The sequence below is a fragment of the Duganella rhizosphaerae genome (assembly GCF_040364205.1).
In the GTDB taxonomy this organism is placed as follows: Bacteria; Pseudomonadota; Gammaproteobacteria; order Burkholderiales; family Burkholderiaceae_D; genus Rugamonas; species Rugamonas rhizosphaerae.
The window spans coordinates 1-20,736 of sequence record NZ_BPWK01000013.1 but is presented as its reverse complement, the minus strand read 5'-3'; the positions used below and the strand labels follow the sequence as shown (position 1 = coordinate 20,736).

Genomic DNA, 20,736 nt, shown 5'->3' with positions numbered 1-20,736 from the left:
GTGTTTGGTATAAGTAATGAATTGCCGACAGCGCGGCTGTCGAATCGTTATGATTACACAAATCGCCAGTATTAGATTGCAGTGTCTAATAATGTCCCTCAAAATGGCGCCCACATTGCATTCCGAGCGAAAAAGAAGCACACTCGTGCTTAAATTTTCCTCCACCCTTTTTGACCACCATAAGAACAGACCATGACACAGCCACAAAATCTAGTAGAACAGTACGGCCCGCGCGATGCGATGGAGTATGACGTCGTGATCGTCGGCGGCGGCCCTGCGGGCTTGTCGGCGGCCATCAAGATCAAGCAGCTGGCCGCCGCAAAAGGCCAGGAAGTGTCGGTCGTCGTGCTGGAAAAAGGCGGCGAACTGGGCGCCCACATCCTGTCCGGCGCCGTGATGGACCCCAAGGCCCTGACCGAACTGATCCCCGACTGGAAGGAAAAAGGCGCGCCGCTCAACACCGAAGTCACCGAAGACCGCGTGTTGTTCCTGACCGAAACCAAGGCCATCAAGACCCCCAACTTCCTGCTGCCGGCCTGCTTTGAAAACCACGGCAACTACGTGATCTCGCTGGGCAACGTGGTGCGCTGGCTGGGCCAGCAGGCCGAGGCGCTGGGCGTGGAAATCTTCCCCGGCTTCCCTGCCGCCGAAATCCTGTACAACGACGACGGCTCGGTCAAGGGCGTAGCCACCGGCAATATGGGCGTCAAGCGCGACGGCGAAGCCGGCTCCGACTTCCAGCTGGGCATGGAACTGCACGGCAAGTACACCTTGTTCGCCGAAGGCGCGCGTGGCCACCTGGGCAAGCAGCTGATGGCCAAGTACGACCTGAACAAGGGCAAGGACCCGCAATCCTACGGCATCGGCATCAAGGAACTGTGGGAAATCGACCCGGCCAAGCACCAGCCCGGCCTGGTGGTCCACACCACCGGCTGGCCGCTCGACAGCAAGACCTACGGCGGCTCCTTCCTGTACCACCTGGAAAACAATCAGGTCATGGTCGGCTACGTGGTCGGCCTGAACTACGAGAATCCTTATCTGTCGCCGTACGAGGAATTCCAGCGCTACAAGACCCATCCGGCCATCAAGACCTTCTTCGAAGGCGGCAAGCGCATTTCCTACGGCGCCCGCGCGATCACCGCCGGCGGCCTGCAATCCCTGCCGAAACTGGTGTTCCCGGGCGGCGCGCTGATCGGCTGCGACGCCGGCTTCCTCAACATGAGCCGCATCAAGGGCAGCCACGCCGCCATCAAGTCCGGCATGCTGGCCGCCGAGTCCGTGTTCGAAGCGCTGGGCGCCAGCCGCCAGCACGACGAACTGGCCACCTTCCCTGCCGCCTTTGAAAAGTCCTGGCTGCACGAGGAACTGCACGTGGCGCGCAACGTCAAGCCGTGGCTGAGCAAGGGCTTGTACGTGGGTTCGGTGATGACCTATGTCGACCAGGCCATCCTGCGCGGCAAGGCGCCGTGGACCCTGCACCACAGCCACGCCGACCACGAATGCCTGAAGCCGGCCTCGCAGTTCACGCCGATCAGCTATCCCAAGCCGGACGGCAAGCTGACCTTCGACCGCCTGTCGTCGGTGTTTATTTCCAACACCAACCACGCCGAAGACCAGCCGATCCACCTGACCTTGAAGAATCCGAGCGTGCCGGTGGACGTCAACCTGGCCCAGTACGCCGGTCCGGAAGCGCGCTACTGCCCTGCCGGCGTGTACGAGTTCATCAAGACCGACGAAGGCGCCGACCGCCTGCAGATCAATGCGCAAAACTGCGTGCATTGCAAAACCTGCGATATCAAGGATCCGACCCAGAATATCGTCTGGATTACCCCGGAAGGCGGCGGCGGCCCGAACTATCCGAACATGTAAGACAAAAAAGCAACGAAAGCTCGACAGCGCGTCCTCAGGGGCGCGCTGTTTTTTTTATTCTGGGAACGATTTATTGCGCCGTCAGGGCAAAAGCGGACCATAATCGTGCGGTGGACAGGCTGACCAACAGGCCGAAATAATGGGGAAACGGCCTCGGTTACAAAAATATTTTATAAATTTCCACAAAGCATTTAATGTCCTCCCAGATATGGTCGTCTTGTACTTGGGAGAGCACAAAGGATCCGTTGCTCCGAACTGAATCCACCTACCAGGAGTTATTTCATGCTGAGCCTTCACACTAACGCTGCGGCCCTTTCCGCACAGAACTCGATCTCCCGCACCCAGATGGCGCTGTCGACTTCGCAGACCCGCCTGAGCACCGGCTTCCGTGTCAATTCGGCCATGGACGACGCTGCAGGCCTGCAAATCGCAACCCGTCTGACCGCCCAGACCAGCGGCATGGCCATGGCTATGCGTAACACCCAGAACTCGATCTCGATGCTGCAAACCGCCGAAGGCGCGTTTGACGAAGTCACCACCATGCTGACCCGCATGAAAGATCTGGCCACCCAGGCAGCCGATGCCTCCTCGACCGCAAAAGACCAGGCTGCACTGCAGTCCGAGTTCGACGCGCTGGGTAGCGAACTGAACAACGTCATGAAGAACACCACTTTCGGCGGCGCCAAGCTGATGGACGGCGGCACGATCGCTTCGTCGATGACCTTCCAGATCGGCGCCACCAAGGCCGAAACCATGTCGATCGACCTGTCGACCGCCATGACCGCCCTGACCGGCACCGCCCTGACCAACGTGTCGGCACGCTACGCAGCCGGCGGTTCGGCAGTCGGCACCGAGATCTCCGACGGTACCGACGGTACTGCATCGGTCAGCAACGCTGCCGGCCAAACCGCAGCGAACTCGGCCATCGACACCATCAGCACCGCGCTCGACCAGGTCGGCGGCATCCGTTCGTCGCTGGGTGCAGCCGCTAACCGTCTGGACCACGTGTACAACAACTTGTCGAACATTTCGACCAACACCAAAGCTGCAAAGGGCCGTATCATGGATACCGACTTCGCAGCTGAGTCGTCGAACATGACCTCCAGCCAGATGCTGCTGCAAGCTGGCACCGCCATGCTGAAGCAGTCGAACAGCACGTCGTCCCTGGTTATGTCCTTGCTGCAGTAATCGTAGCGCCTTCCTGATCTGCTCGCGGGTCAGGAATACAAGGAGCCAACCGGAGTATCGGTTGGCTTTTTTTTCATCGGATTTTTTCGAGAGCGAGCTTGATGGCTTTAGACCGCATCGGACCAACTTCGCGCCCGCTGGGCATCCCGGACCGGCAGACCACCCCGCCAGGCCCGGTTGCGCGCGCGCCGGGCGAAGTGCCGTTGGGCGCGGACTATCCGGTCGGGCCGCTGGCGCCCAGCGGCCCCGGCGCCGTCGGCGTGCTGCTCGAGGGCCCGGACGGCCTGCCGCTGCCGCAATCGGGCGTCGAAGCGCTGGCCGCCGCGCTGGCCGAGGTGCCGAACGCCGCCGATCCGGCCGCGATGCGCCCCAATCAAGTCTTTCTGTCGCGCCAGCTGGTCTGGCAGCCGCCCGACACGCAAATGATGGCCGCCTCGTGGCAAGTCATGGTGCGCACCTACGCCGAGCAGCGCGCCGCCTGGCTGGAGCAGGCCAACGGCCAGCATGTGCCGTCCAGCCTGTTCATGGCCGACCACACGCCGGCGGCCATGCGCGACGGCCGCCCCGGCCTGCCGCTGGTGACCGAGATGGAGCCGTGGCGCTTCGCCGTGTACGCCTGGGGCGCCGAGCGCCTGGTGCTGAAGGTGATCGTCAAGGACGACGAGGAACAGGAACGCAGCAACCGCCGCCGCCGTTCGCGGGTGGCGCTGCGGCTCGAGCTGATGCTGCCGGGCGTGGGCCGGGTGGTGATCCAGATGGAGCCGGCCACCGGCAACGGCGTGGCGCTGGAAGTGGGCGCGGCGCAGACCTCGGCCATGCAGCACATGCGCGAAATGCTGCCGCAACTGGCGGCCACCGTCAGCCGTTGCGGCCTGACGATCCTGCGCTGCCGCCTGCGGCGCGAACTGCCGCCGGCCGGCGGCGAACACAACTACCCTACCCGCGCCCATACGGCGGCGCTGAGCCAGGCCATCTTCAAGGCCATGGCGGAGCTGGCCGTGCTGCTGTCGCAGCCGCTGCCGCCGGACGACCTGTTTTCCGAATCGGCCTGACCAGGATGCCGCTCAGCGGTTCTGGCGGCGGCGCGCGACCGCGCCCATGGCGGCCAGACCCAGCAGCAGCATGCCGTAGCTCGACGGTTCCGGCACCGCGCTGACGTAGCCGATGGTGAAGCTGCCCGAATCCCACTGGCCGTCGGCTTCGCCCGGGTTCAGGTCCTTGTAGTTCTCGCTGAATTCGATGCGCAGCTTACCGTCGGCGCCCACCTTGAAATCCAGGCCAAGATCCACCAGGTTGGCGCTGCCCTCGCGGTGCTCGCTGCCGGAGTTGAAGGTGTCGCTCGGCGTGAACACCACGCCGTCGCTGCCGGCGCTGGAGCTGAAATGCGCTTCCATGTCGGCCAGCCAGCTCGGATCGTAGGCGGTGATGTTGAAGTTCCAGGCAATGCTGGTGACCTGCGCCAGCGCACCAAGGTTCAGCTCGACGACGGTATTCCCCGCTTCGCCGTACAGATCGTAACTCTGGATGCCGGCAACGTTGACCACCTGCGTTTTGTTGGCCGCACTGGCGGCGCCGCCGGCGAGCGCTGCGGCAACGGCAGCAAAGAACATCAAGGCGCGCACAAATTTCAGATTTCTCATTTTCTGGCTCTTTCAGTTAGGTACAACGGTTGGGGATGCTGAAAAGATATCATGCTTATAAAAAAATCCGTGCACTATTGGCAATTACTGACGAAAAAGCAACGTTCTGCGTCCAGGCGAAAAAAATGCCGCCCAGTCGCAGGACTGGGCGGCATCCGGCCGGCGCCGGCGTGGATCAGCCCACCGTGCCGATGATGCTGACTTCGCGGTTTTCCGGAATCTCGTTGTAGGACAGCACGTGCAGGCCGGGCGCGAACAGCCGCGCATAGCGCGCCAGCAACGGCCGGATCTGCGGCAGCACCAGCAGCAGCGGCGGCGTGGCCTGCTGCTTCATCTGTTCGCGCGCCACCGGCATGTTGACCTGCAGCTGCGCCAGCAGGTGCGGATCGATCGGATAGTTGTCCAGCACGATCTTGCCGCTCTGGCGCGCCTGGTTCAGCGAGCCCAGCAGCATGTTCTCCAGGTCGCCGCCCAGGTTGAAGGCCTGCATCTCGGTCTTCTGCCCGAACAGGCCGGTGACGATCTGGCGCCGCAGCGCGCAGCGCACCTCGGCCGCCAGCAGGATCGGATCCTTGGTGGTCTCGGAACTGTCGACCAGCGTGGTGGCGATCGGCACGATATCCTTGAGCGAGACGTTTTCCGCCAGCAGCACGCGGAACACGCGCAGCATCTGCGTGTGGGTCAGCGCCTTGTCCAGCGAGCCGGCCAGCTTGGGCGACAGCGCCGCCAGCCGGTCCATCAACGCCGGCACGTCCTCGTGGCGGAACAGCTCCGGCAGGTATTCGCGGATCAGCTTGGACAAATGGGTGGCGATCGCGCTCGGCGCCTCCACCACCTGGTAGCCCAGCCCCAGCGCGTTGGCCTTCTCGCTGGTCTCGATCCAGGTCACCGGCATGCCGTAGGCCGGCTCGATGCCGGGGATGCCGTCGATCTGGCCGTAGATATTGGGCGACGGGATCGCCATCAGGCGGTCGGCGAACACCTCGGCCTGGGCCACCACGCTGCCCGACAACATCACCGAATACTGCGAGGGCTTCAGGCCCAGGTCGTCGCGCACGATGATCGGCGGCAGCAGCAGGCCCATCGCTTCGGACAGGCTCTGGCGCACGCCCTTGACGCGCTTGGTCAGCGGCTCGCCGTGCGCCTTGTCGATCAGGCTGACCAGCTTGTAGCCCAGCGCCACCTGCAACTGCTGCACGGCCGGCAGGCTGTGCCAGTCGAGCTCGGGGTTGCGGTCTTCGCGCAGCGCCGCCTCGATGGCGTCGAGGTTGCTGGTCTCGGGCGCCTTGACCCGCTGCAGCAGCCGGTAGCCGACATAGGCCAGCACCAGCGCGAACGGACCGAACATCTGCCACGGCATGCCCGGCACCATGGCCAGGATCAGCATCATGCCCGAGGCGCTCAGCATCACCTGCGGCGAGGCCAGCACCTGGCCGCCGACTTGCTGCTCGAAGTCGCCGGAGTCGGAGATGCGGGTCACCAGGATCGCCGCCGCGGCCGACAGCAGCAGCGCCGGGATCTGCGCCACCAGGCCGTCGCCGATGGTCAGCAGCGCGTACTGCTTGAAGGCGTCGCCGAAGGACATGTCCTGCATCAGCGCGCCGATCGCCACGCCGCCGACCATGTTGATGATCAGGATCAGGATGCTGGCGACCGCGTCGCCGCGCACGAACTTGGAGGCGCCGTCCATGGCGCCGTAGAAGTCGGCCTCGGCGGCGACGTCCTGGCGCCGCGCCTGGGCTTTTTCCTGGTTGATCAGGCCGGCGTTGAGGTCGGCGTCGATCGCCATCTGCTTGCCCGGCAAGGCGTCCAGGGTGAAGCGCGCCGACACTTCGGAGATCCGCTCCGCGCCCTTGGTCACCACCATGAAGTTGATGATCATCAGGATCACGAACACCACGATACCGACCACGTAATTGCCGCCGATGACGACCTTGCCGAAGGCCTCGATCACCTGGCCGGCCGCGGCCGTGCCTTCATGGCCGTGCAGCAGCACTACCCGGGTCGACGCCACGTTCAAGGTCAGCCGCATCATGGTGGTGGCCAGGATCACCGTCGGGAACACCGAGAAGTCCAGCGGCCGGCGGGCCGACACCGACACCAGGATCACGATCAGCGCCAGCACGATGTTGAACGTGAACATCACGTCCAGCAGGATAGGCGGCAACGGCAGGATGATCATCGCCAAAATCACCAGCAGGAATGCCGGCGTGGCGAACTTGTGGCGACGCGCTTCTGCGACCAGCCTGTTCAAAAAATTCATGACTTAACAACCTCGCTCATGGATGTGGGGACATCGACTTCTTTTGGATACACCGGCTCGGCGCTGCGCCGTCCGGTACGGAATGCCTTCAACTGCAATATGTAGTTCAACACCTGCGACACCGCCTGGTACAGCTGGACCGGGATCTGCTGGTTGACCTGGCTGGTGTTGTAGATGGCGCGCGCCAGCGGCGCCAGCGGCATCACCTCGATCTTGAACTCGACCGCCAGCTGGCGGATGTACAAGGCCATCTCGTCGATGCCCTTGGCGATCACATACGGTGCTTCGGCACGGTTCTGGTCATACTTGAGCGCCACCGCGTAATGCTCCGGGTTGACGATCACCACGTCGGCGGTCGGCACCGTCTTGCGCGCGCTGCGCCGCGCCATCGCCCGCTGCAGCTGGCGGATGCGGCTCTTCACCTCCGGCCGGCCCTCGCTCGATTTGTGCTCCTCCTTCTGGTCCTGCTTGGACATGCGCTGGTTCTTGGCGAAGAAATACGCCTGCGCCGGCACGTCGACCAAGGCAAAGATGATAAACACTGCGACCAGCGACATCAAGCCGTCCAGCATCAAATTCGAGCCCATCATCATGGCCTGGCCCATCGGCATGTGCTGCAGCTGGGTGTAGCTCTGCACCGTCGAGCGCGCCACATGCACCAGCACCGCGATCAGCACGCCCGCCTTGCCCAGCGAGATCAGGAATTCCGTGGCGTGCTTGGCGCTGAACAGCCGGCCCAGGTTGGCCGCCGGACTCAGGCGGTCCATCTTGGGCGCCCAGTGCTTGGTGCTGACCACCCAGCCGCCCGGCACCATCGCCCCCAGCACGATGAAGAACGGCACCACGAACAGCGGCAGCACCATCTTGATCAGCAACCACATCGCCGAGCTGAACACGGTCGACATGGCGTTCTCGATCGCGCCCGAGGACGTGAACGGCGCAAAGCTCTGGTGGAAGATCTCGAGGAAGTCGCCCAGGTAGTCGGGCAGCAGGTAGACGAACAGCTTCAGGCTGACCAGGATGCCGATCGCCGTCGACAGGTCGCGCGAGCGCACCACCTGCCCTTCCTGGCGCGACTTCTTGAGCTTCTGCTGTGAAGCCTTTTCTGTTTTATCGGCGCTGTCCTGCTCAGCCATGGGCCGCCACCTGCATCTGCTGGCGTATCAGCTCCAGCACCATATTGGTCATGTGCACATAATGCTCGGGGATGAAGCGCACCACCTGCGCCAGCATCATCAGGCCGAAAATGGTGATCACGGAAAAACCCAGCGCGAACAGGTTCAGCGCCGGCGCCACCCGGTTCAGCAGGCCGAAGCCCAGCTGCACCACCAGCGTGGAAAACACGATCGGGATCGCCAGCAGCATGGCGGCGGAAAAAATCCAGGCGACGTTGTAGGCGATGGCGTTGATCAGCAGCGGGCTGTAGCCGTGGCCCAGCGGCCAGGCCTTGAAGCTCTGGCCGATGACGTTGGCGATCACCAGGTGGCCGTCGATGGCGAAGAAGACGATGATCGACAGCACCGACAGCAGCGCCGACACCACGTCCGACGACTGGCCGTTCATCGGGTCGTTCATCACCGCCATCGAAAAGCCCATCTGCGACGACACCAGGTAGCCCAGCACGCCGATCACCGACATGGCGAAGTGGAAGGCCAGGCCCAGCACGAAGCCGATCAGCGCCTGCTCGATGGTGGCCACCACGCCGTGCATCGAGAACGGCTCGATCGCGTAGGCGCCGGCGGCGGTGGTCAGCGGCAGCATCAGGATCGCCAGCACCAGCGCGATCAGGATGCGCACCGTGACCGGCGTGACCGCCTCGCCCAGCACCGGGGCGCCGATGAACATCGCCAGGATGCGGCAGAACGGCCACCACAGCGCGGTGAGCATCGGCAGCAACTGGCTCAGGATGGGTTCCATGACGGGGCGGCTAGCCGACCAGCGTGGCCGCGCGGGTGAAGATCGAGACGCAGAAGTCCATCAGGTAGCCGGCCATCCAGCGCCCCATCAGGATGATCGCCAGCAAGGTCACCAGCAGCCTGGGCAGGAAGCTCAGCGTTTGTTCATTGATCTGCGTGGCGGCCTGCACCAGCGCCACCACCAGGCCGGTGATCAGGCCGGGCACGACCAGGATCACCACCAGCAGCATGACGATGTGCAGCGATTCGACCACCAGGTCGACGGCAACTTCGGGAGTCAGCATCAGGTCGCTCCTTAATACGCCTGCACGCTCGTGACGAGCGTATTGACGGTCAGGGTCCAGCCGTCCACCAGCACAAACAGCAGCAGCTTGAACGGCAATGAAATCACCAGCGGCGACAGCATCATCATCCCCATCGCCATCAGCACCGACGACACCACCAGGTCGATCACCAGGAAGGGAATGAACAGCATGCAGCCGATCTGGAAAGCGGTCTTCAGCTCCGACAGCACGAACGCCGCCAGCTTGACGGTGAAGGCGTGCTGCGACGGTTCGGTGATCTTGTCCTCGCCGGCCAGGTGGGCGATCTGCTGCAGCGCCGCCTTGCTGGTCTGCGCCAGCATGAAGCGCGACACCGGCTTCTCGGCGATCTGCAGCGCCGCCTCCAGGCCGATCTTGTCCTGGTCGTAGGGCACGAAGGCTTCGCTCCAGATCTGGTCGCCGATCGGGCGCATCACCAGCAGGGTCAAAATCAGCGCCACCCCGGTGATGATGCGGTTGGGCAGGCCCTGCTGCAGGCCCAGCGCCTGGCGCAGCAGCGACAGCACGATCACGAAGCGGGTGAAGCTGGTCATCATCATGACCATCACCGGGAGCAAGCCCAGCAAGGTCATGACGATCAGGATCTGGGTCTTGACCGTCAGTTCGGTTTTGGCGCCGGGCACCACATTGGCCAGCAGGTCGACCGCGTGGGCCGGAACGCAGGCCAGCAGGCCCAGCAACGTCAAGCCCGCGGCCGCTGGCAGCAGTCGCCGGCGCCACTGCGGGTTCAGGCTCCAGGTCATGGAGTCATCATGTCGAGATTCAGGCCGTCCAGGTCGATCACTTTGAGGCCGTAGTTCTCGCCCGCCACCACCACTTCGGCGCGGCCGATGGCGGTGCCGTTGACCTTGATCACCAGCGGCTCGCCGGCCAGCACGTCGAGCTCGACCACGCTGTCCGGGCCGATCGCCATCAACTCCTGCAGCGAGATGCGGGCCGAGCCCACTTCCAAGGTCAGCGTCACCGGGATCTTGCGCATCATGGCCGGCAGGTCGCGCCGCGTCGGCACGGCCGGCACGTCGGTCAGCTCGGTGCCGACCTGGTCGATGATCATTTCTTCGGACAGGTCTTCCAGCAGGGCGTCGCTAGGGTTGGCTACGTTCATGTTCATCATGTTATTCGGCGTCTTCAAAAGAGGTTAAACAGAGTTTGCCTTTATGTTCGGTGACGGCGGCGGTGAACAGACGGGAGTCCTCCAGCAGCACATCCGCTCTGTTCAGGCTGATCGGGATCACGTCGCCGACCTGCAGGTCGTACAGGCTGCCCAGCGGCACTTCCTTGCTGGCCAGGCGGCCGACCAGGCCGACCTGCAGGCGCTGCGCCAGCGGCGCGGCCGGCTGGGCCTTCTTGCCGGCGTCGCGGTCGCGCAACAGGCCGCGCAGCACATTGGCCATCAGCGTCTTGTCCAGCGCGAACCAGTACTGGCCGGTGGCGCCACTGCGGATGTCGGCCACGGTGACGGTGATGATCCAGCTGCCCTTGGGCGGGTGGGAGCCGGGGGCCGGCTTGAATTCGCTGTCGACCGCCTCCTGCTCGCCTTCGGCCGGGGCCGGCTTGTCGAGCACCGGCAGGTTGAGTTCGATGCGTCCGGCCAGGATGCCGGCCAACTGTTGCCCCAGCACCACGGCGAGCCGTTCTTCGGTGGCGGTGACCTTCACCGTGTTCTCGTCCAGCGCGGCGGCGTCGGCCTTGCCGCTGCCGTAGCGGAAGTTCAACACACTGAGCAGCACCTTGCGTTCCAGCGAGAAGGCGATCTGCCCGGCCGGCGCGGCAAAGCTGAGCCAGCGGCCGCGGGTTTCCTTGTCTTCGAGCCGCTCGAACGTGACGTCCTCGACCTGGAAGCCGCCCCAGTAGCGGCGGTTCATATTGAGCCGCATCGACTGCGCCAGATCGTCGCGCAACTGGGCCGCAAAGATATGCAGCAGATGCACCGGCCGCCCCAGCAGGCATGGATCCAGCACTTGAGGCGGCGCGGTCTGTTTTGTCGTTGTCATGTTTTCGCCATGTCGGATTTCTTCGCTACTCCCCCATCATCGCACTATCCAGCTAAAAACTGGTTACTTCCAGCGCACTATTTGGGGAATATTACCTATCGTAACTTAAAGTCATGCATTGTCGTTAGCGCAGCATACATCAAAATTCACATTATTGCCATCCAACAATATTTGACCAAGTGATTCCTCACGGCAAATAAGTCTTTACAAGAAAATTGCTAGCCAGTAAGCTTAACCTGCTTCACGTCGTCTGACGCAGCTCTGCAACACACTTGAATACATGGCGCTTAGTGAATGATTTATAACGATATTTGCCGTAAGAAAACAGTTCCCGGCGACCGGGACTGGCGTCAGCGCCCCTGCCCCCCTTTCCCCGTCATGCATGCCGCCGCGACAGCGCGGGCGTGGCTTTGAGCGCCATGCAGATGATGTCTTTCTTACAACACTGTGACATCGCCATGACATCCGCCGCCATGTGTCGTTTGATTGAACACAGCGACCTACAGATAAACAACGCAGGGCTTGCTGCTTTCTGGCAATCTGGATATGGTAGACATATGGGACTAACGTTGCATAAACGGGAGATAGCAAGATGAGTAACGGAATCTCTAACCTGATACAGGCCGACCTCGCGTCGCTCACCAATGCGGCGCAAAACCTGGCCAGCCAAAGCGTGGCGCCCGCCGCGCAGTTTGCCGCCGGCGCAGGTGACGCCCAACCTGCTTTCTCCTTCGCCCAGTCGATGAAGGACGCGGTCCATAAAGTCAACGACGCCGACGCCAACGCGGCGCAGCAGATGTCCGACGTCGACTCCGGCAAGAGCGACGACCTGGTCGGCGCCATGCTGTCCAGCCAGGAAGCCAGCCTGTCCTTCTCGATGTTGATGCAAGTGCGCAACAAAGTGATGGGCGCCGTGGACGAGCTCATCAAATTGCCGCTGTAACAGCGGGCCCAGTTCAACGCGAAAGCCAACAACGTGATCAATTCCATCAAGTCCGCCTTCGAGCGCTGGCGCGCCAGCCCCGTCGCGCTGTCCATGCCGCCCAACCTGCTGAAAAACCTGTATCCGCTGCTGCTGCTGGCGATCGGCGTGACGGCCATGGTGCTGATGTACCTGTGGAGCGACCAGTCCGGCTATAAACCGGTGTTCGGCGCGCGCGAAAAAGTCGCCGCCGCCGACATGATGACCGTGCTCGACGCCGACCACATCCCGTACCGCCTGCACCCGGAAAGCGGCCAGGTGCTGGTGCCCAACTCGATGCTGGGCAAGGTGCGCATGCTGCTGGCCGCCAAGGGCGTGACCGCCCAGCTGCCGGCTGGCCTCGAGCTGATGGACAAGAACGACCCGCTGGGCGTGTCGCAATTCGTGCAGGACGTGCGCTTCCGCCGCGGCCTGGAAGGCGAGCTGGCGCAATCGATCATGACGCTGGACGCGATCGCCCACGCGCGCGTGCACCTGTCGATCGCCAAGTCGACCTCGTTCGTATCGTCGGACGGCGAGAAATCCTCGGCCTCGGTGGTGGTGGCGCTCAAGCCCGGCCACACGCTGGCGCCCGAAGCGATCGCCGCCGTGGTGAACATGGTGGCCGGCAGCGTCGCCAGCCTCACTCCGCAGCGCGTCAGCCTGGTCGACCAGACCGGCAACCTGCTGTCCTCCCACATCGACCTGGCCGACGGCTTCGACGCCGGCAGCGCCAGCAACGAGAACGGCAAGCGCTACCAGGACGAGGTCAAGGCCAACGTCCGCAACCTGCTGGGCCCGGTCATCGGCGACGACAATTTCCGCATGAGCGTGATGGCCGTGGTCGACAACGACAAGGTCGAGGAAACGGTCGAGAAATACGGCGCCGATCCCAAGGTCACCAGCGAAGCCATGCGCGAAGAGCTGGACCGCAACCGCGTGGCGCAAGGCGTGCCGGGCACGCTGTCGAACCGGCCGCCGCCGGCCAACGCCAACCCGGCCGACGCCGCCAAGCCGGCCGCCGCCAACGATCCCAACAATCCGGCCGACGGCACCGCGCGCAAGAACGCCACCACCCGCCAGTACGCCTACGACCGCAGCATCACCCAGACCAAGCGCAGCCGCGGCCGGCTTGAAAAGCTGAGCGTGGCCGTGGTGCTGGCGCAGGCCGCATCGCCCACGCCCAAGACCGGCTGGAGCGCCAACGAAATCGCCAACATCGACAAGATCCTGCGCAACGGCCTGGGCATCAACGCCGACCGCGGCGACCAGCTGGTGGTGTCGGCCATGAACTTCCCGCCGAAAGCGGCGACCCCGCCGTGGTGGCAGGAACGCGACAACGTGGTCGACATCAGCTCCTACGTGATGTACGGGGTCGGCATCATCCTCGGCTACTTCCTGTTGCTGCGTCCGCTGATGCGTCTGGCCACGGTGCGCTTCACGCCGCCGCCGCAGGAACTGGCGCGCATCGCCGCCGAACGCCGCGCCGCCGAACAGGCCGCAGTGGTGGCGGCCAAGGAAGCCAAGGAAGCGGCCGCCGCCGCGGCCGGCACGCCGGCCATCGCCGGCGCCCACGCGCCGGGCACGCCGGGCGCCGCGCCCGCGCTGCCGGGCGCCGCCGCCCAGCCGGGCATGCCGGTGGTGCCGCTGCTGGAAAACTACGATCTGCCGCCGCCAGGCTCGGCGGTCGACGTCATGGTCGACCACCTGAAAGTACTGGCCGCCAAAGAACCGGAACGTGTCGCCGAAGTCGTCAAACAATGGATGCAGAAAAATGGCCGAACTCAATAACCCCGACGAAGAAGACTACGGCAACGCCGTCCGCAACGCCCAGCTGTCGCCGGTCGAGCAAGCCGCGATCGTGCTGCTGAGCATAGGCGAGGAGCCGGCCGCGGCCGTGCTGCGCTGCCTGTCGCGCGAGGAATTGCTGGAAGTGACGCAGGTGATGTCGCGCATGAGCGGCATCAAGGTCGAGTCCGTCAAGACCGCGATGCAGACCTTCTTCGACGATTACCGCCAGCAGTCCGGCGTGCACGGCGCCTCGCGCAGCTACCTGAAGCGCTCGCTGGACCTGGCGCTGGGCGGCGACCTCGCCAACACCGTGCTCAACAACATCTACGGCGACGAACTGCGGCCCAAGATGGCGCGCCTGCAATGGGCTTCGCCGAAGTGGCTGGCCGAATACATCTCCAACGAACACGTGCAGATGCAGGCGGTGTTCCTGGCCTTCCTGCCGGCCGCGCTGGCCGGCCAGATCATCGACGCGCTGCCGGCCGACGGCCGCGACCTGGTGTTGCTGAACCTGGCGCGCCTGGAAGAGATCGACCGCGACCTGCTGGTCGAGCTCGACGAGCTGGTGGTGCGCTGCCTGTCCTCCTTCGATTCGCAAAGCACCAGCGTCGAAGGCATACGCCAGGCCGCCGAGATCCTCAACCGCCTGCCGAGCAACCGCGCGCAGATGGTCGAGCTGCTGCGCGCCCACGACCCGGAAGTGGTGTCCAAGATCGAGCTGTCGATGTACGACTTCTTCATCCTCGGCAACCAGTCCGAGGTGGCGATCACCCGCATCATCGAGGAAGTGCCGCTGGAGCAATGGGCGATCGCGCTCAAGGGCGCCGAAGTGTCGATCCGCGACGCCATCCTCAAGACCATGCCGAAACGCCAGGCCCAGGCCTTCGAGGACATGATGCGCCGCGCCGGCCCGATGCCGCTGTCGCGCATCGAGCAAACCCGCCAGGAAATCATGGCCACCGTCAAGGCGCTGGCCGACGTCGGCGAGATCGAGATCCAGCTGTTCGCCGAACAGGTGGTCGAATGAAGCAGTTCCGCGCTTACCGCTTTCCGCCGCTGGCGCAGTTCACCAACCTGGCGCACCAGCGCGCCGTGGCGCACAGCCACAGCCAGAGCGGCGACGGCGGCGCGCAGTGGGCCGCCTCGGTCAGCGAGGGCTTTGAACAGGGCCAGCGCGACGGCTACGAGATCGGCCTGGCGCGCGGCCAGGAAGACGGCTTCGAGGCCGGCCGCAGCTCCGGCCAGGAACAGGGCCGCGAGGAAGGCCGCCACGAAACCCTGGTGGCCTACGACCAGATGGCGCGCCCGGTCGACGCCATGCTGAAAAGCCTCAAAAAACTGCGCTCCGACTACCGCGCCGCCCAGCGCAAGGAAGTGGTCGACCTGGTGGCCAAGGTGGCGCGCCAGGTGATCCGCGCCGAACTGGCGCTGCAGCCGGTGCAGCTGATGGCCCTGGTCGAGGAAACGCTGGCGTCGATGCCGCCCACCCGCGAGGAAATCGACGTCTTCCTGAACCCGGAGGAACTCAAGCGCATCGCCGAGCTGGACCCGAAACGTTCCAAACGCTGGAACCTGATCCCGGACGCCCGCCTCGACGCCGGCGAGTGCCGCATCAAGGCCGGCGACAATGAAGTTGATGCCGGATGTCATCAACGTCTTGCGGCTGTCATGGAACAGGTCGATAATCAACTTCAAGCTGCCGACGGCGGCGATGAACCGGAGATCGAAGAGTGATCGCTGACGCCTTACGCAATCTCGAACTGGGTTCCGTGCCCATGGCGACCCCGACCGGTCGCCTGGTGGGGGCGTCCGGTTTGCTGCTTGAGGCGGTGGGTTGTCCTTTGCACACCGGCCAGCGTTGCCAGATTGAGACAGTCAACGGCGAATGGCTGGACGCGCAGGTGGTCGGTTTCCGCGACAAGCTGTCGTTCCTGATGCCGTTCAAGAAGGCCATCGGCCTGACCACCGGCGCCCGCGTGCTGCCCTCCCCCGAAAAAGTCAGCCTGCAGATCGGCTCCGGCTGGCTGGGCCGCATGGTCAACGGCCTGGGCGAGCCGATCGACGGCCTCGGCAAGCTGGGCGGCGACTTCCCGCTCGAGGCGCAGCCGCCGCGCATCCATCCATTGAAGAAAAAACCGGTGACCGAGGCGCTCGACGTCGGCGTGCGCGCCATCAACGCCATGCTGACCCTGGGCAAGGGCCAGCGGGTCGGCCTGATGGCCGGCTCCGGCGTCGGCAAGTCCGTGCTGCTGGGCCTGATGACCCGGCAGACCGTGGCCGACGTGGTGGTGGTCGGCCTGATCGGCGAGCGCTCGCGCGAGGTGCGCGAATTCGTCGACATGTCGCTCGGCAAGGAAGGCCTGTCGAAGGCGGTGCTGGTGATCGCCCCGGCCGACGAGAGCCCGCTGATGCGCATCATGGCCACCGAGCTGTGCCATTCGATCGCGGCCCACTACCGCGACCAGGGCAAGAACGTGCTGCTGCTGGTCGATTCGCTGACCCGCTATGCGATGGCGCTGCGCGAAGTGGCGCTGGCGCTGGGCGAGCCGCCGGCCACCAAGGGCTATCCGCCGTCGGTGTTCTCGGCGCTGCCGCAGCTGATCGAATCGGCCGGCAACGGCGAAAACCAGACCGGCAGCATGAGCGCGATCTACACCGTGCTGGCCGAGGGCGACGACCAGCAGGACCCGGTGGTCGACACCGCGCGCGCCGTGCTCGACGGCCACATCGTCATGACCCGCGAGCTGGCCGACCGCGGCCACTATCCGGCGATCGACATCGCCTCCTCGATCAGCCGCTGCATGAGCCAGGTCATCACCCACGAACACATGATGGCGGCCCGCGCGCTGAAAGCCAGCATGGCGCGCCACGACCGCGTGCGCGACCTGATCCCGCTGGGCGCCTATGTGCCGGGCGCCGATCCGGTCACCGACAAGGCGGTGCTGCTGCACCCCCGGGTCGAGGATTTCCTGTGCCAGGGTACCAAGGAAGAGGCGCCCTTCGCGCCGTGCATCAACCAACTTGAAAAGCTGATGACATGAGCCACCACAACATCCGTAACCTGACCACGCTCGTGGCCCTGCGCAACACCGAGGTGGAGCGCCTGCAGACCGAGCTGGCGGAAAAGGAAAGTTTGCGTGAACGGTATCAGAAAAACCTGGAGCGCTTGACCGGGCTCTACACGAATAGCGGCCCCAGCGGCAATCTGCATCCTGCGCTGGCCGGCAACTGCGGCGACTACAAGCAGGCCGTGATGCAGATGGCCGACAGCCACCGGCTCGACCTCCACATGCACGAGGCCGACATGGCCTTGTCGCAGCAGCAACTGAACGCCGCCTGGGCCAAGCGCGAGGTGCTGGGCAAGGTGCTGGTCAAGCAGCAGAAGGTGGTGCTGGCGCAGCAAAATGTCCAGGAACGCAAGCAACATGATGAGTTGGCAACACAACTATGGATGCGCGGCCAGAAATAAGCGCACACCGAAAAAATAGTTAAGAATATTTTCATAGGGAAACGATTAAGGTCGCCTTATATCAGGGTACACTCAATCATCCTTTCCAGGAGCAACGATCATGGCAGTCATCAGCAGTCCCGTCTACGACCCGCAAACCACGGCCGAGAAACTGGCGAACGCATATGTCGCGCCGACCAAGTCCATCCTGGATAGCCGGGCCACCAAGGCCACCGCCACCGTCAGCGCGCTGGGCACGCTGGGCAGCGCGCTGAGCGCCTTCCAATCCTCGCTGCAGGCGCTGACCACCAGCACCAGCGGCGTGGCCGCCAACGCCGCCACCAGCAGCAACACCACGATCGCCACCGGCAGCGCCACCGCCAGCGCCGTGGCCGGCACCTACTCGTTCTACGTCGAGCAGCTGGCCACCGCCGGCCAGGTGTCGTACAACGTCAACGACAGCGCCGCCACCAGCGCCGGCTCGCTGAAGGTGATGCTGGCCGACGGCTCCAACTTCCAGATCGACCTGGCCAACGCCGACAGCAATATGGACGGCAAATTGTCGGCCAAGGAAATCGCCGCCGCGATCAATGTCGCCGCCACCAATAATTCGCGCGTCACCGCCTCCACCCTGACCATCAACGGCCAGCCCAAGCTGGTGCTGACCGCCACCCAGACCGGCGCCGACAACGCCGTGGCCTCGCTCGACGTCAGCGGCCTGGGCGATCCCGCGCTGCAGTCGGACCTGTCGACGCAAAAGGTCGAGACCATCGCCAAGGACGCGATCGTCTGGATGGGCGACCAGGGCACCGGCACCAAGGTCACCCAGGCCTCCAACACCTTCAGCACCATCGACAACGTCAAGTTCACCGTCAAGCAGGCGCAGCTGGCAGGGGCCACGCCGGTGCAGCTGACCGTCGGCCCCGACAGCAGCGCCACCACCGCCAACGTGCAGAGCTTTGTCGACGCCTACAACAAGCTGCTGGCGGTGTTCAACACGGTGACCGCGGCGGGCAACCACAGCGCCACCTCGACCACCGACAGCACGCCGCAGTCGCCGGACGCCGCGCTGTACAACGATTCCGGCGTGGCCGCGCTGCGCGCCACCCTGGGCGCCGCGCTGCGCAACGCCACCGGCGGCCGCTCGCTGATCAGCTTTGGCATCACCGCCGCCCGCGACGGCACGCTGACGCTCGACAGCACCCGCCTGCAGAAAACCATCGCCGCCGACCCCGGCAAGATCGACACCCTGTTCGGCCGCGCCGGCCTGGGTGTCGACAGCGGCGTGCTGGGTTCGATGAACAAGCTGGTGACCACCTGGACCAACTCGGCCACCGGCCTGATCGGCAGCCGCAAGACCGCCATCACCCGCGTGCAGGATGACATCGCCAAGCGCCAGGTGGCCGTGCAAAGCCAGTTCGACAACGCCTACAAACGCTATCTGGCGCAGTTCAGCGCGCTGCAGCAGCTGCAATCGTCGATGACCAGCACCTCCGACATGTTCACGGCGATGTTCTCCAACAGCAACAACTAAGCATTTAACGACTACAACCAGTACGGTGAACCCCATGTTGAACCACGAAGCCTACAGCAGTTATCACTCCACCAATCTGGACGCCCAGGTGACCCGGGCGTCGCCGATCGAGCTGGTGCTGGTGCTGACCGACGGCTTGCTCGAAGAGCTGGCCCGCGCGCGCGGCCACATCGTCGGCAAGCGCTACGAGCTCAAGGCCAACAGCCTGAACAAGTGCACCGACATCATCAACGGCCTGGCCAGTTCGCTGGACTTCGACAACGGCGGCGAAGTGGTGGAAAACCTCGGCCGCCTGTACGACTACTGCGCCGGCCGCCTCTACACCGCCGGCGTCAGCCTGGACCCGACCATCATCGACGAAGTGACGACGTTGCTGACCACCATCAAAAAGGGCTGGCTGGGCGTACAGGCCAAAAATGGATAGGCAACGCACGCTGCTGCAGATGGCGCAAAAGATGAGCGCCGCCCTCGCCGCCGAGGATTGGAAGATGCTGGCGGCGATGAACTCCCTGATGACGACCGCCTTGCCGCAGATGGCGGCCCAGGGCCAGTGGAGCAGCAGCGAACGGGCCGCCCTGTCGGCCCTGCGTCAGGTACATGAAGAAACAGTGCGCGCATGCAACGCCGCCGCCGAAGACCTCGCGCGGCGCCTGCATGAAATGCAGGCCAACAAAGAAGGCTGGCTGGCCTATGCGCTAGACAGCGAACAGTTAGAAACCGGAATCCAAGCATGACCATGACACTCTCCAGCGCCACCGCCTCGGCAAAAGCCGCGAAAGCCGAACTGACCGCTCCGGTCGCCTCCAATCATGGCGGCCTCGACAGCATGCCGACGGCTGCGCAGGGTCATAACGCCGCCAACAACGGCAGCCGGGTTCCACCCAAGTCCGCTCCGCTGACCGGCAACGGCAATGGCAAGACGCCGCTGGCCGGCAATGCGCCCAAGCCCAGTCCGGCGCCGCGCGGCGCCACGCCGGCCAGCCAGAACGACCCGGTCAGCTATCCGGGCCGCGACCAGGCGGAGCCCGCCGCCGACGAAGCCCAGGCCGGCACGCCGCTGTTTGCCCAATTGCTGCAACTGACCGACCCGCTGGTGCTCGACCCGCAATCGGCCGCCGGTGACAGCGGCGCCGACGGTGCCGCCGACGCCGACGTCGGCGCGCAGGCCGCCACTGCCGCCGTCACCGCCGCCGCCAACGCCAATGCCGCCACCCTGGTGCCGGCCATGTTCAACGCGCTGCAGGCCAGCGCCGCGCAGCAGGCCGCGCCGGCCGCGGGCGCCGACAGCGCCGCCCCGGTGCGCACCGACGCCGTCGGCGCCACCTCGACGCTCAACAGCGCCGTCACCCGCTTGAACCTGGCGGCCGCCAGCGTCGCCGTCACCGCCGCCGCGCCCGCGCCTGTGCCCGCATCTGCGCCAGCGCCTGCCCCGGCCGGCGCGCCGCAAACCATCTACGCCGCGGCCAACAGGGCCGCGCAGGGCGCCCAGGTCCAGCAGCCGCTGCCGGATGCGCAGGCCGCGGTCCCGGTTACGGCCCAGGTCGCGGCCCAGGTCCCGGTCCAGATCGCGGTCGCGGTCGCGGTTCCGGCCCCGGTCGGCGCGGCGGCGGTCAATGCGGTTCCGCTCGCCACGCCGCAAAACATCTACGCCATGGCCAACAGCGCCGCGCTCGGCGCGCAGCTCCAGCAAAGCCAGTCGGATGCGCCAGCCGCGCCTGCCGCCGCCGCCGCGCCCGCCGCCGCCGCCAACGCCGCGCCGGCCCAGGCCGCAGCCCCCTTGCCTGCCCCGATCGGCGCCGTGTTCACGCC

General features: G+C 64.8%; 20 protein-coding genes and 1 pseudogene. 13 read left to right on the top strand and 8 right to left on the bottom strand.

Annotated features, from left to right (window positions below; genetic code table 11):
* Positions 1 to 192 precede the first annotated feature (192 nt).
* From RUGAMON1_RS23720 to RUGAMON1_RS23710, 3 genes are all read left to right on the top strand, one after another.
* Positions 193 to 1,869 carry an electron transfer flavoprotein-ubiquinone oxidoreductase gene (locus RUGAMON1_RS23720; protein ID WP_445232838.1) on the top strand — a complete coding sequence of 559 codons (1,677 nt, stop codon included), beginning with the start codon at positions 193 to 195 and terminating at the stop codon, positions 1,867 to 1,869.
* Positions 1,870 to 2,151: 282 nt separating this feature from the next.
* Positions 2,152 to 3,057: a flagellin N-terminal helical domain-containing protein gene (locus tag RUGAMON1_RS23715; RefSeq protein WP_445232837.1), complete on the top strand. Its 906-nt coding sequence runs from the start codon at positions 2,152 to 2,154 to the stop codon at positions 3,055 to 3,057.
* A gap of 101 nt (positions 3,058 to 3,158) precedes the next feature.
* Positions 3,159 to 4,109, top strand: coding sequence for a hypothetical protein (locus RUGAMON1_RS23710; RefSeq protein ID WP_445232985.1), 951 nt, complete (start codon positions 3,159 to 3,161; stop codon positions 4,107 to 4,109).
* A gap of 12 nt (positions 4,110 to 4,121) precedes the next feature.
* On the opposite strand, the gene RUGAMON1_RS23705 is transcribed toward RUGAMON1_RS23710, so the two are convergent.
* From RUGAMON1_RS23705 to RUGAMON1_RS23670, 8 genes are all read right to left on the bottom strand, one after another.
* Positions 4,122 to 4,697, bottom strand: coding sequence for a PEP-CTERM sorting domain-containing protein (locus RUGAMON1_RS23705; RefSeq protein WP_445232836.1), 576 nt, complete (start codon positions 4,695 to 4,697; stop codon positions 4,122 to 4,124).
* A 175-nt stretch (positions 4,698 to 4,872) separates the two neighbouring features.
* Positions 4,873 to 6,960: a flagellar biosynthesis protein FlhA gene (locus RUGAMON1_RS23700; RefSeq protein ID WP_445232835.1), complete on the bottom strand. Its 2,088-nt coding sequence runs from the start codon at positions 6,958 to 6,960 to the stop codon at positions 4,873 to 4,875.
* Positions 6,957 to 8,096 (bottom strand): EscU/YscU/HrcU family type III secretion system export apparatus switch protein, encoded by a 1,140-nt coding sequence (locus RUGAMON1_RS23695; RefSeq protein ID WP_445232834.1) that lies wholly within the window; start codon positions 8,094 to 8,096, stop codon positions 6,957 to 6,959. Before RUGAMON1_RS23695 ends, RUGAMON1_RS23700 begins: the two co-directional genes overlap by 4 nt.
* Positions 8,089 to 8,877 carry a flagellar biosynthetic protein FliR gene (gene fliR, locus RUGAMON1_RS23690; RefSeq protein ID WP_445232833.1) on the bottom strand — a complete coding sequence of 263 codons (789 nt, stop codon included), beginning with the start codon at positions 8,875 to 8,877 and terminating at the stop codon, positions 8,089 to 8,091. The genes RUGAMON1_RS23695 and fliR overlap by 8 nt, the downstream gene beginning before the upstream one ends.
* Positions 8,878 to 8,887: 10 nt before the next feature.
* Entirely contained in the window at positions 8,888 to 9,160 is a 273-nt protein-coding gene (gene fliQ, locus RUGAMON1_RS23685; RefSeq protein WP_008449457.1) for a flagellar biosynthesis protein FliQ, read from the bottom strand.
* An 11-nt stretch (positions 9,161 to 9,171) separates the two neighbouring features.
* A complete protein-coding gene (fliP, locus tag RUGAMON1_RS23680; RefSeq protein ID WP_445232832.1) occupies positions 9,172 to 9,942 on the bottom strand; it encodes a flagellar type III secretion system pore protein FliP in 771 nt (256 codons plus the stop codon).
* Positions 9,939 to 10,310 carry a FliM/FliN family flagellar motor switch protein gene (locus tag RUGAMON1_RS23675; protein WP_199538397.1) on the bottom strand — a complete coding sequence of 124 codons (372 nt, stop codon included), beginning with the start codon at positions 10,308 to 10,310 and terminating at the stop codon, positions 9,939 to 9,941. Before RUGAMON1_RS23675 ends, fliP begins: the two co-directional genes overlap by 4 nt.
* Before the next feature lie 4 nt (positions 10,311 to 10,314).
* Positions 10,315 to 11,193 carry a FliM/FliN family flagellar motor switch protein gene (locus RUGAMON1_RS23670; protein WP_445232831.1) on the bottom strand — a complete coding sequence of 293 codons (879 nt, stop codon included), beginning with the start codon at positions 11,191 to 11,193 and terminating at the stop codon, positions 10,315 to 10,317.
* 592 nt (positions 11,194 to 11,785) lie between these two features.
* On the opposite strand from RUGAMON1_RS23670, the gene fliE reads away from it, so the two are divergent.
* From fliE to RUGAMON1_RS23620, 10 genes and pseudogenes are all read left to right on the top strand, one after another.
* A complete protein-coding gene (gene fliE, locus RUGAMON1_RS23665) occupies positions 11,786 to 12,136 on the top strand; it encodes a flagellar hook-basal body complex protein FliE (protein ID WP_116988563.1) in 351 nt (116 codons plus the stop codon).
* Between the two features lie 33 nt (positions 12,137 to 12,169).
* Positions 12,170 to 13,945 (top strand): flagellar basal-body MS-ring/collar protein FliF, encoded by a 1,776-nt coding sequence (gene fliF / locus RUGAMON1_RS23660; RefSeq protein WP_445232830.1) that lies wholly within the window; start codon positions 12,170 to 12,172, stop codon positions 13,943 to 13,945.
* On the top strand, positions 13,929 to 14,972 hold the full coding sequence (locus RUGAMON1_RS23655) for a flagellar motor switch protein FliG (protein WP_020702668.1): 1,044 nt from the start codon (positions 13,929 to 13,931) through the stop codon (positions 14,970 to 14,972). The genes fliF and RUGAMON1_RS23655 overlap by 17 nt, the downstream gene beginning before the upstream one ends.
* Positions 14,969 to 15,679, top strand: a complete 711-nt coding sequence (fliH, locus tag RUGAMON1_RS23650) for a flagellar assembly protein FliH (protein ID WP_445232829.1) — start codon at positions 14,969 to 14,971, stop codon at positions 15,677 to 15,679. The genes RUGAMON1_RS23655 and fliH overlap by 4 nt, the downstream gene beginning before the upstream one ends.
* Entirely contained in the window at positions 15,676 to 16,986 is a 1,311-nt protein-coding gene (gene fliI, locus RUGAMON1_RS23645) for a flagellar protein export ATPase FliI (protein ID WP_445232828.1), read from the top strand. The genes fliH and fliI overlap by 4 nt, the downstream gene beginning before the upstream one ends.
* Complete coding sequence (locus RUGAMON1_RS23640; RefSeq protein ID WP_116988558.1) at positions 16,983 to 17,414, top strand: flagellar FliJ family protein; 432 nt, start codon at positions 16,983 to 16,985, stop codon at positions 17,412 to 17,414. Before fliI ends, RUGAMON1_RS23640 begins: the two co-directional genes overlap by 4 nt.
* Before the next feature lie 100 nt (positions 17,415 to 17,514).
* Positions 17,515 to 18,927 carry a flagellar filament capping protein FliD gene (gene fliD / locus RUGAMON1_RS23635; protein WP_445232827.1) on the top strand — a complete coding sequence of 471 codons (1,413 nt, stop codon included), beginning with the start codon at positions 17,515 to 17,517 and terminating at the stop codon, positions 18,925 to 18,927.
* Between the two features lie 34 nt (positions 18,928 to 18,961).
* Positions 18,962 to 19,351, top strand: coding sequence for a flagellar export chaperone FliS (fliS, locus tag RUGAMON1_RS23630; RefSeq protein ID WP_116988556.1), 390 nt, complete (start codon positions 18,962 to 18,964; stop codon positions 19,349 to 19,351).
* The gene (locus RUGAMON1_RS23625; RefSeq protein WP_445232826.1) at positions 19,344 to 19,661 is read left to right on the top strand and encodes a hypothetical protein; all 318 of its coding nucleotides are present in this window, start codon (positions 19,344 to 19,346) and stop codon (positions 19,659 to 19,661) included. The genes fliS and RUGAMON1_RS23625 overlap by 8 nt, the downstream gene beginning before the upstream one ends.
* A pseudogene (locus RUGAMON1_RS23620) lies at positions 19,658 to 20,736 on the top strand (flagellar hook-length control protein FliK); the annotation flags it as partial. The gene RUGAMON1_RS23625 and the pseudogene RUGAMON1_RS23620, both read left to right, overlap by 4 nt.

Bases quoted from the DNA above. Each gene is read 5' to 3' on its own strand.
- RUGAMON1_RS23720 (WP_445232838.1), top strand. From the start codon at position 193: ATGACACAGCCACAAAATCTAGTAGAACAGTACGGCCCGCGCGATGCG.
- RUGAMON1_RS23715 (WP_445232837.1), top strand. From the start codon at position 2,152: ATGCTGAGCCTTCACACTAACGCTGCGGCCCTTTCCGCACAGAACTCG.
- RUGAMON1_RS23710 (WP_445232985.1), top strand. From the start codon at position 3,159: ATGGCTTTAGACCGCATCGGACCAACTTCGCGCCCGCTGGGCATCCCG.
- RUGAMON1_RS23705 (WP_445232836.1), bottom strand. From the start codon at position 4,697: ATGAGAAATCTGAAATTTGTGCGCGCCTTGATGTTCTTTGCTGCCGTT.
- RUGAMON1_RS23700 (WP_445232835.1), bottom strand. From the start codon at position 6,960: ATGAATTTTTTGAACAGGCTGGTCGCAGAAGCGCGTCGCCACAAGTTC.
- RUGAMON1_RS23695 (WP_445232834.1), bottom strand. From the start codon at position 8,096: ATGGCTGAGCAGGACAGCGCCGATAAAACAGAAAAGGCTTCACAGCAG.
- fliR (WP_445232833.1), bottom strand. From the start codon at position 8,877: ATGGAACCCATCCTGAGCCAGTTGCTGCCGATGCTCACCGCGCTGTGG.
- fliQ (WP_008449457.1), bottom strand. From the start codon at position 9,160: ATGCTGACTCCCGAAGTTGCCGTCGACCTGGTGGTCGAATCGCTGCAC.
- fliP (WP_445232832.1), bottom strand. From the start codon at position 9,942: ATGACCTGGAGCCTGAACCCGCAGTGGCGCCGGCGACTGCTGCCAGCG.
- RUGAMON1_RS23675 (WP_199538397.1), bottom strand. From the start codon at position 10,310: ATGAACATGAACGTAGCCAACCCTAGCGACGCCCTGCTGGAAGACCTG.
- RUGAMON1_RS23670 (WP_445232831.1), bottom strand. From the start codon at position 11,193: ATGACAACGACAAAACAGACCGCGCCGCCTCAAGTGCTGGATCCATGC.
- fliE (WP_116988563.1), top strand. From the start codon at position 11,786: ATGAGTAACGGAATCTCTAACCTGATACAGGCCGACCTCGCGTCGCTC.
- RUGAMON1_RS23655 (WP_020702668.1), top strand. From the start codon at position 13,929: ATGGCCGAACTCAATAACCCCGACGAAGAAGACTACGGCAACGCCGTC.
- fliH (WP_445232829.1), top strand. From the start codon at position 14,969: ATGAAGCAGTTCCGCGCTTACCGCTTTCCGCCGCTGGCGCAGTTCACC.
- RUGAMON1_RS23640 (WP_116988558.1), top strand. From the start codon at position 16,983: ATGAGCCACCACAACATCCGTAACCTGACCACGCTCGTGGCCCTGCGC.
- fliD (WP_445232827.1), top strand. From the start codon at position 17,515: ATGGCAGTCATCAGCAGTCCCGTCTACGACCCGCAAACCACGGCCGAG.
- fliS (WP_116988556.1), top strand. From the start codon at position 18,962: ATGTTGAACCACGAAGCCTACAGCAGTTATCACTCCACCAATCTGGAC.
- RUGAMON1_RS23625 (WP_445232826.1), top strand. From the start codon at position 19,344: ATGGATAGGCAACGCACGCTGCTGCAGATGGCGCAAAAGATGAGCGCC.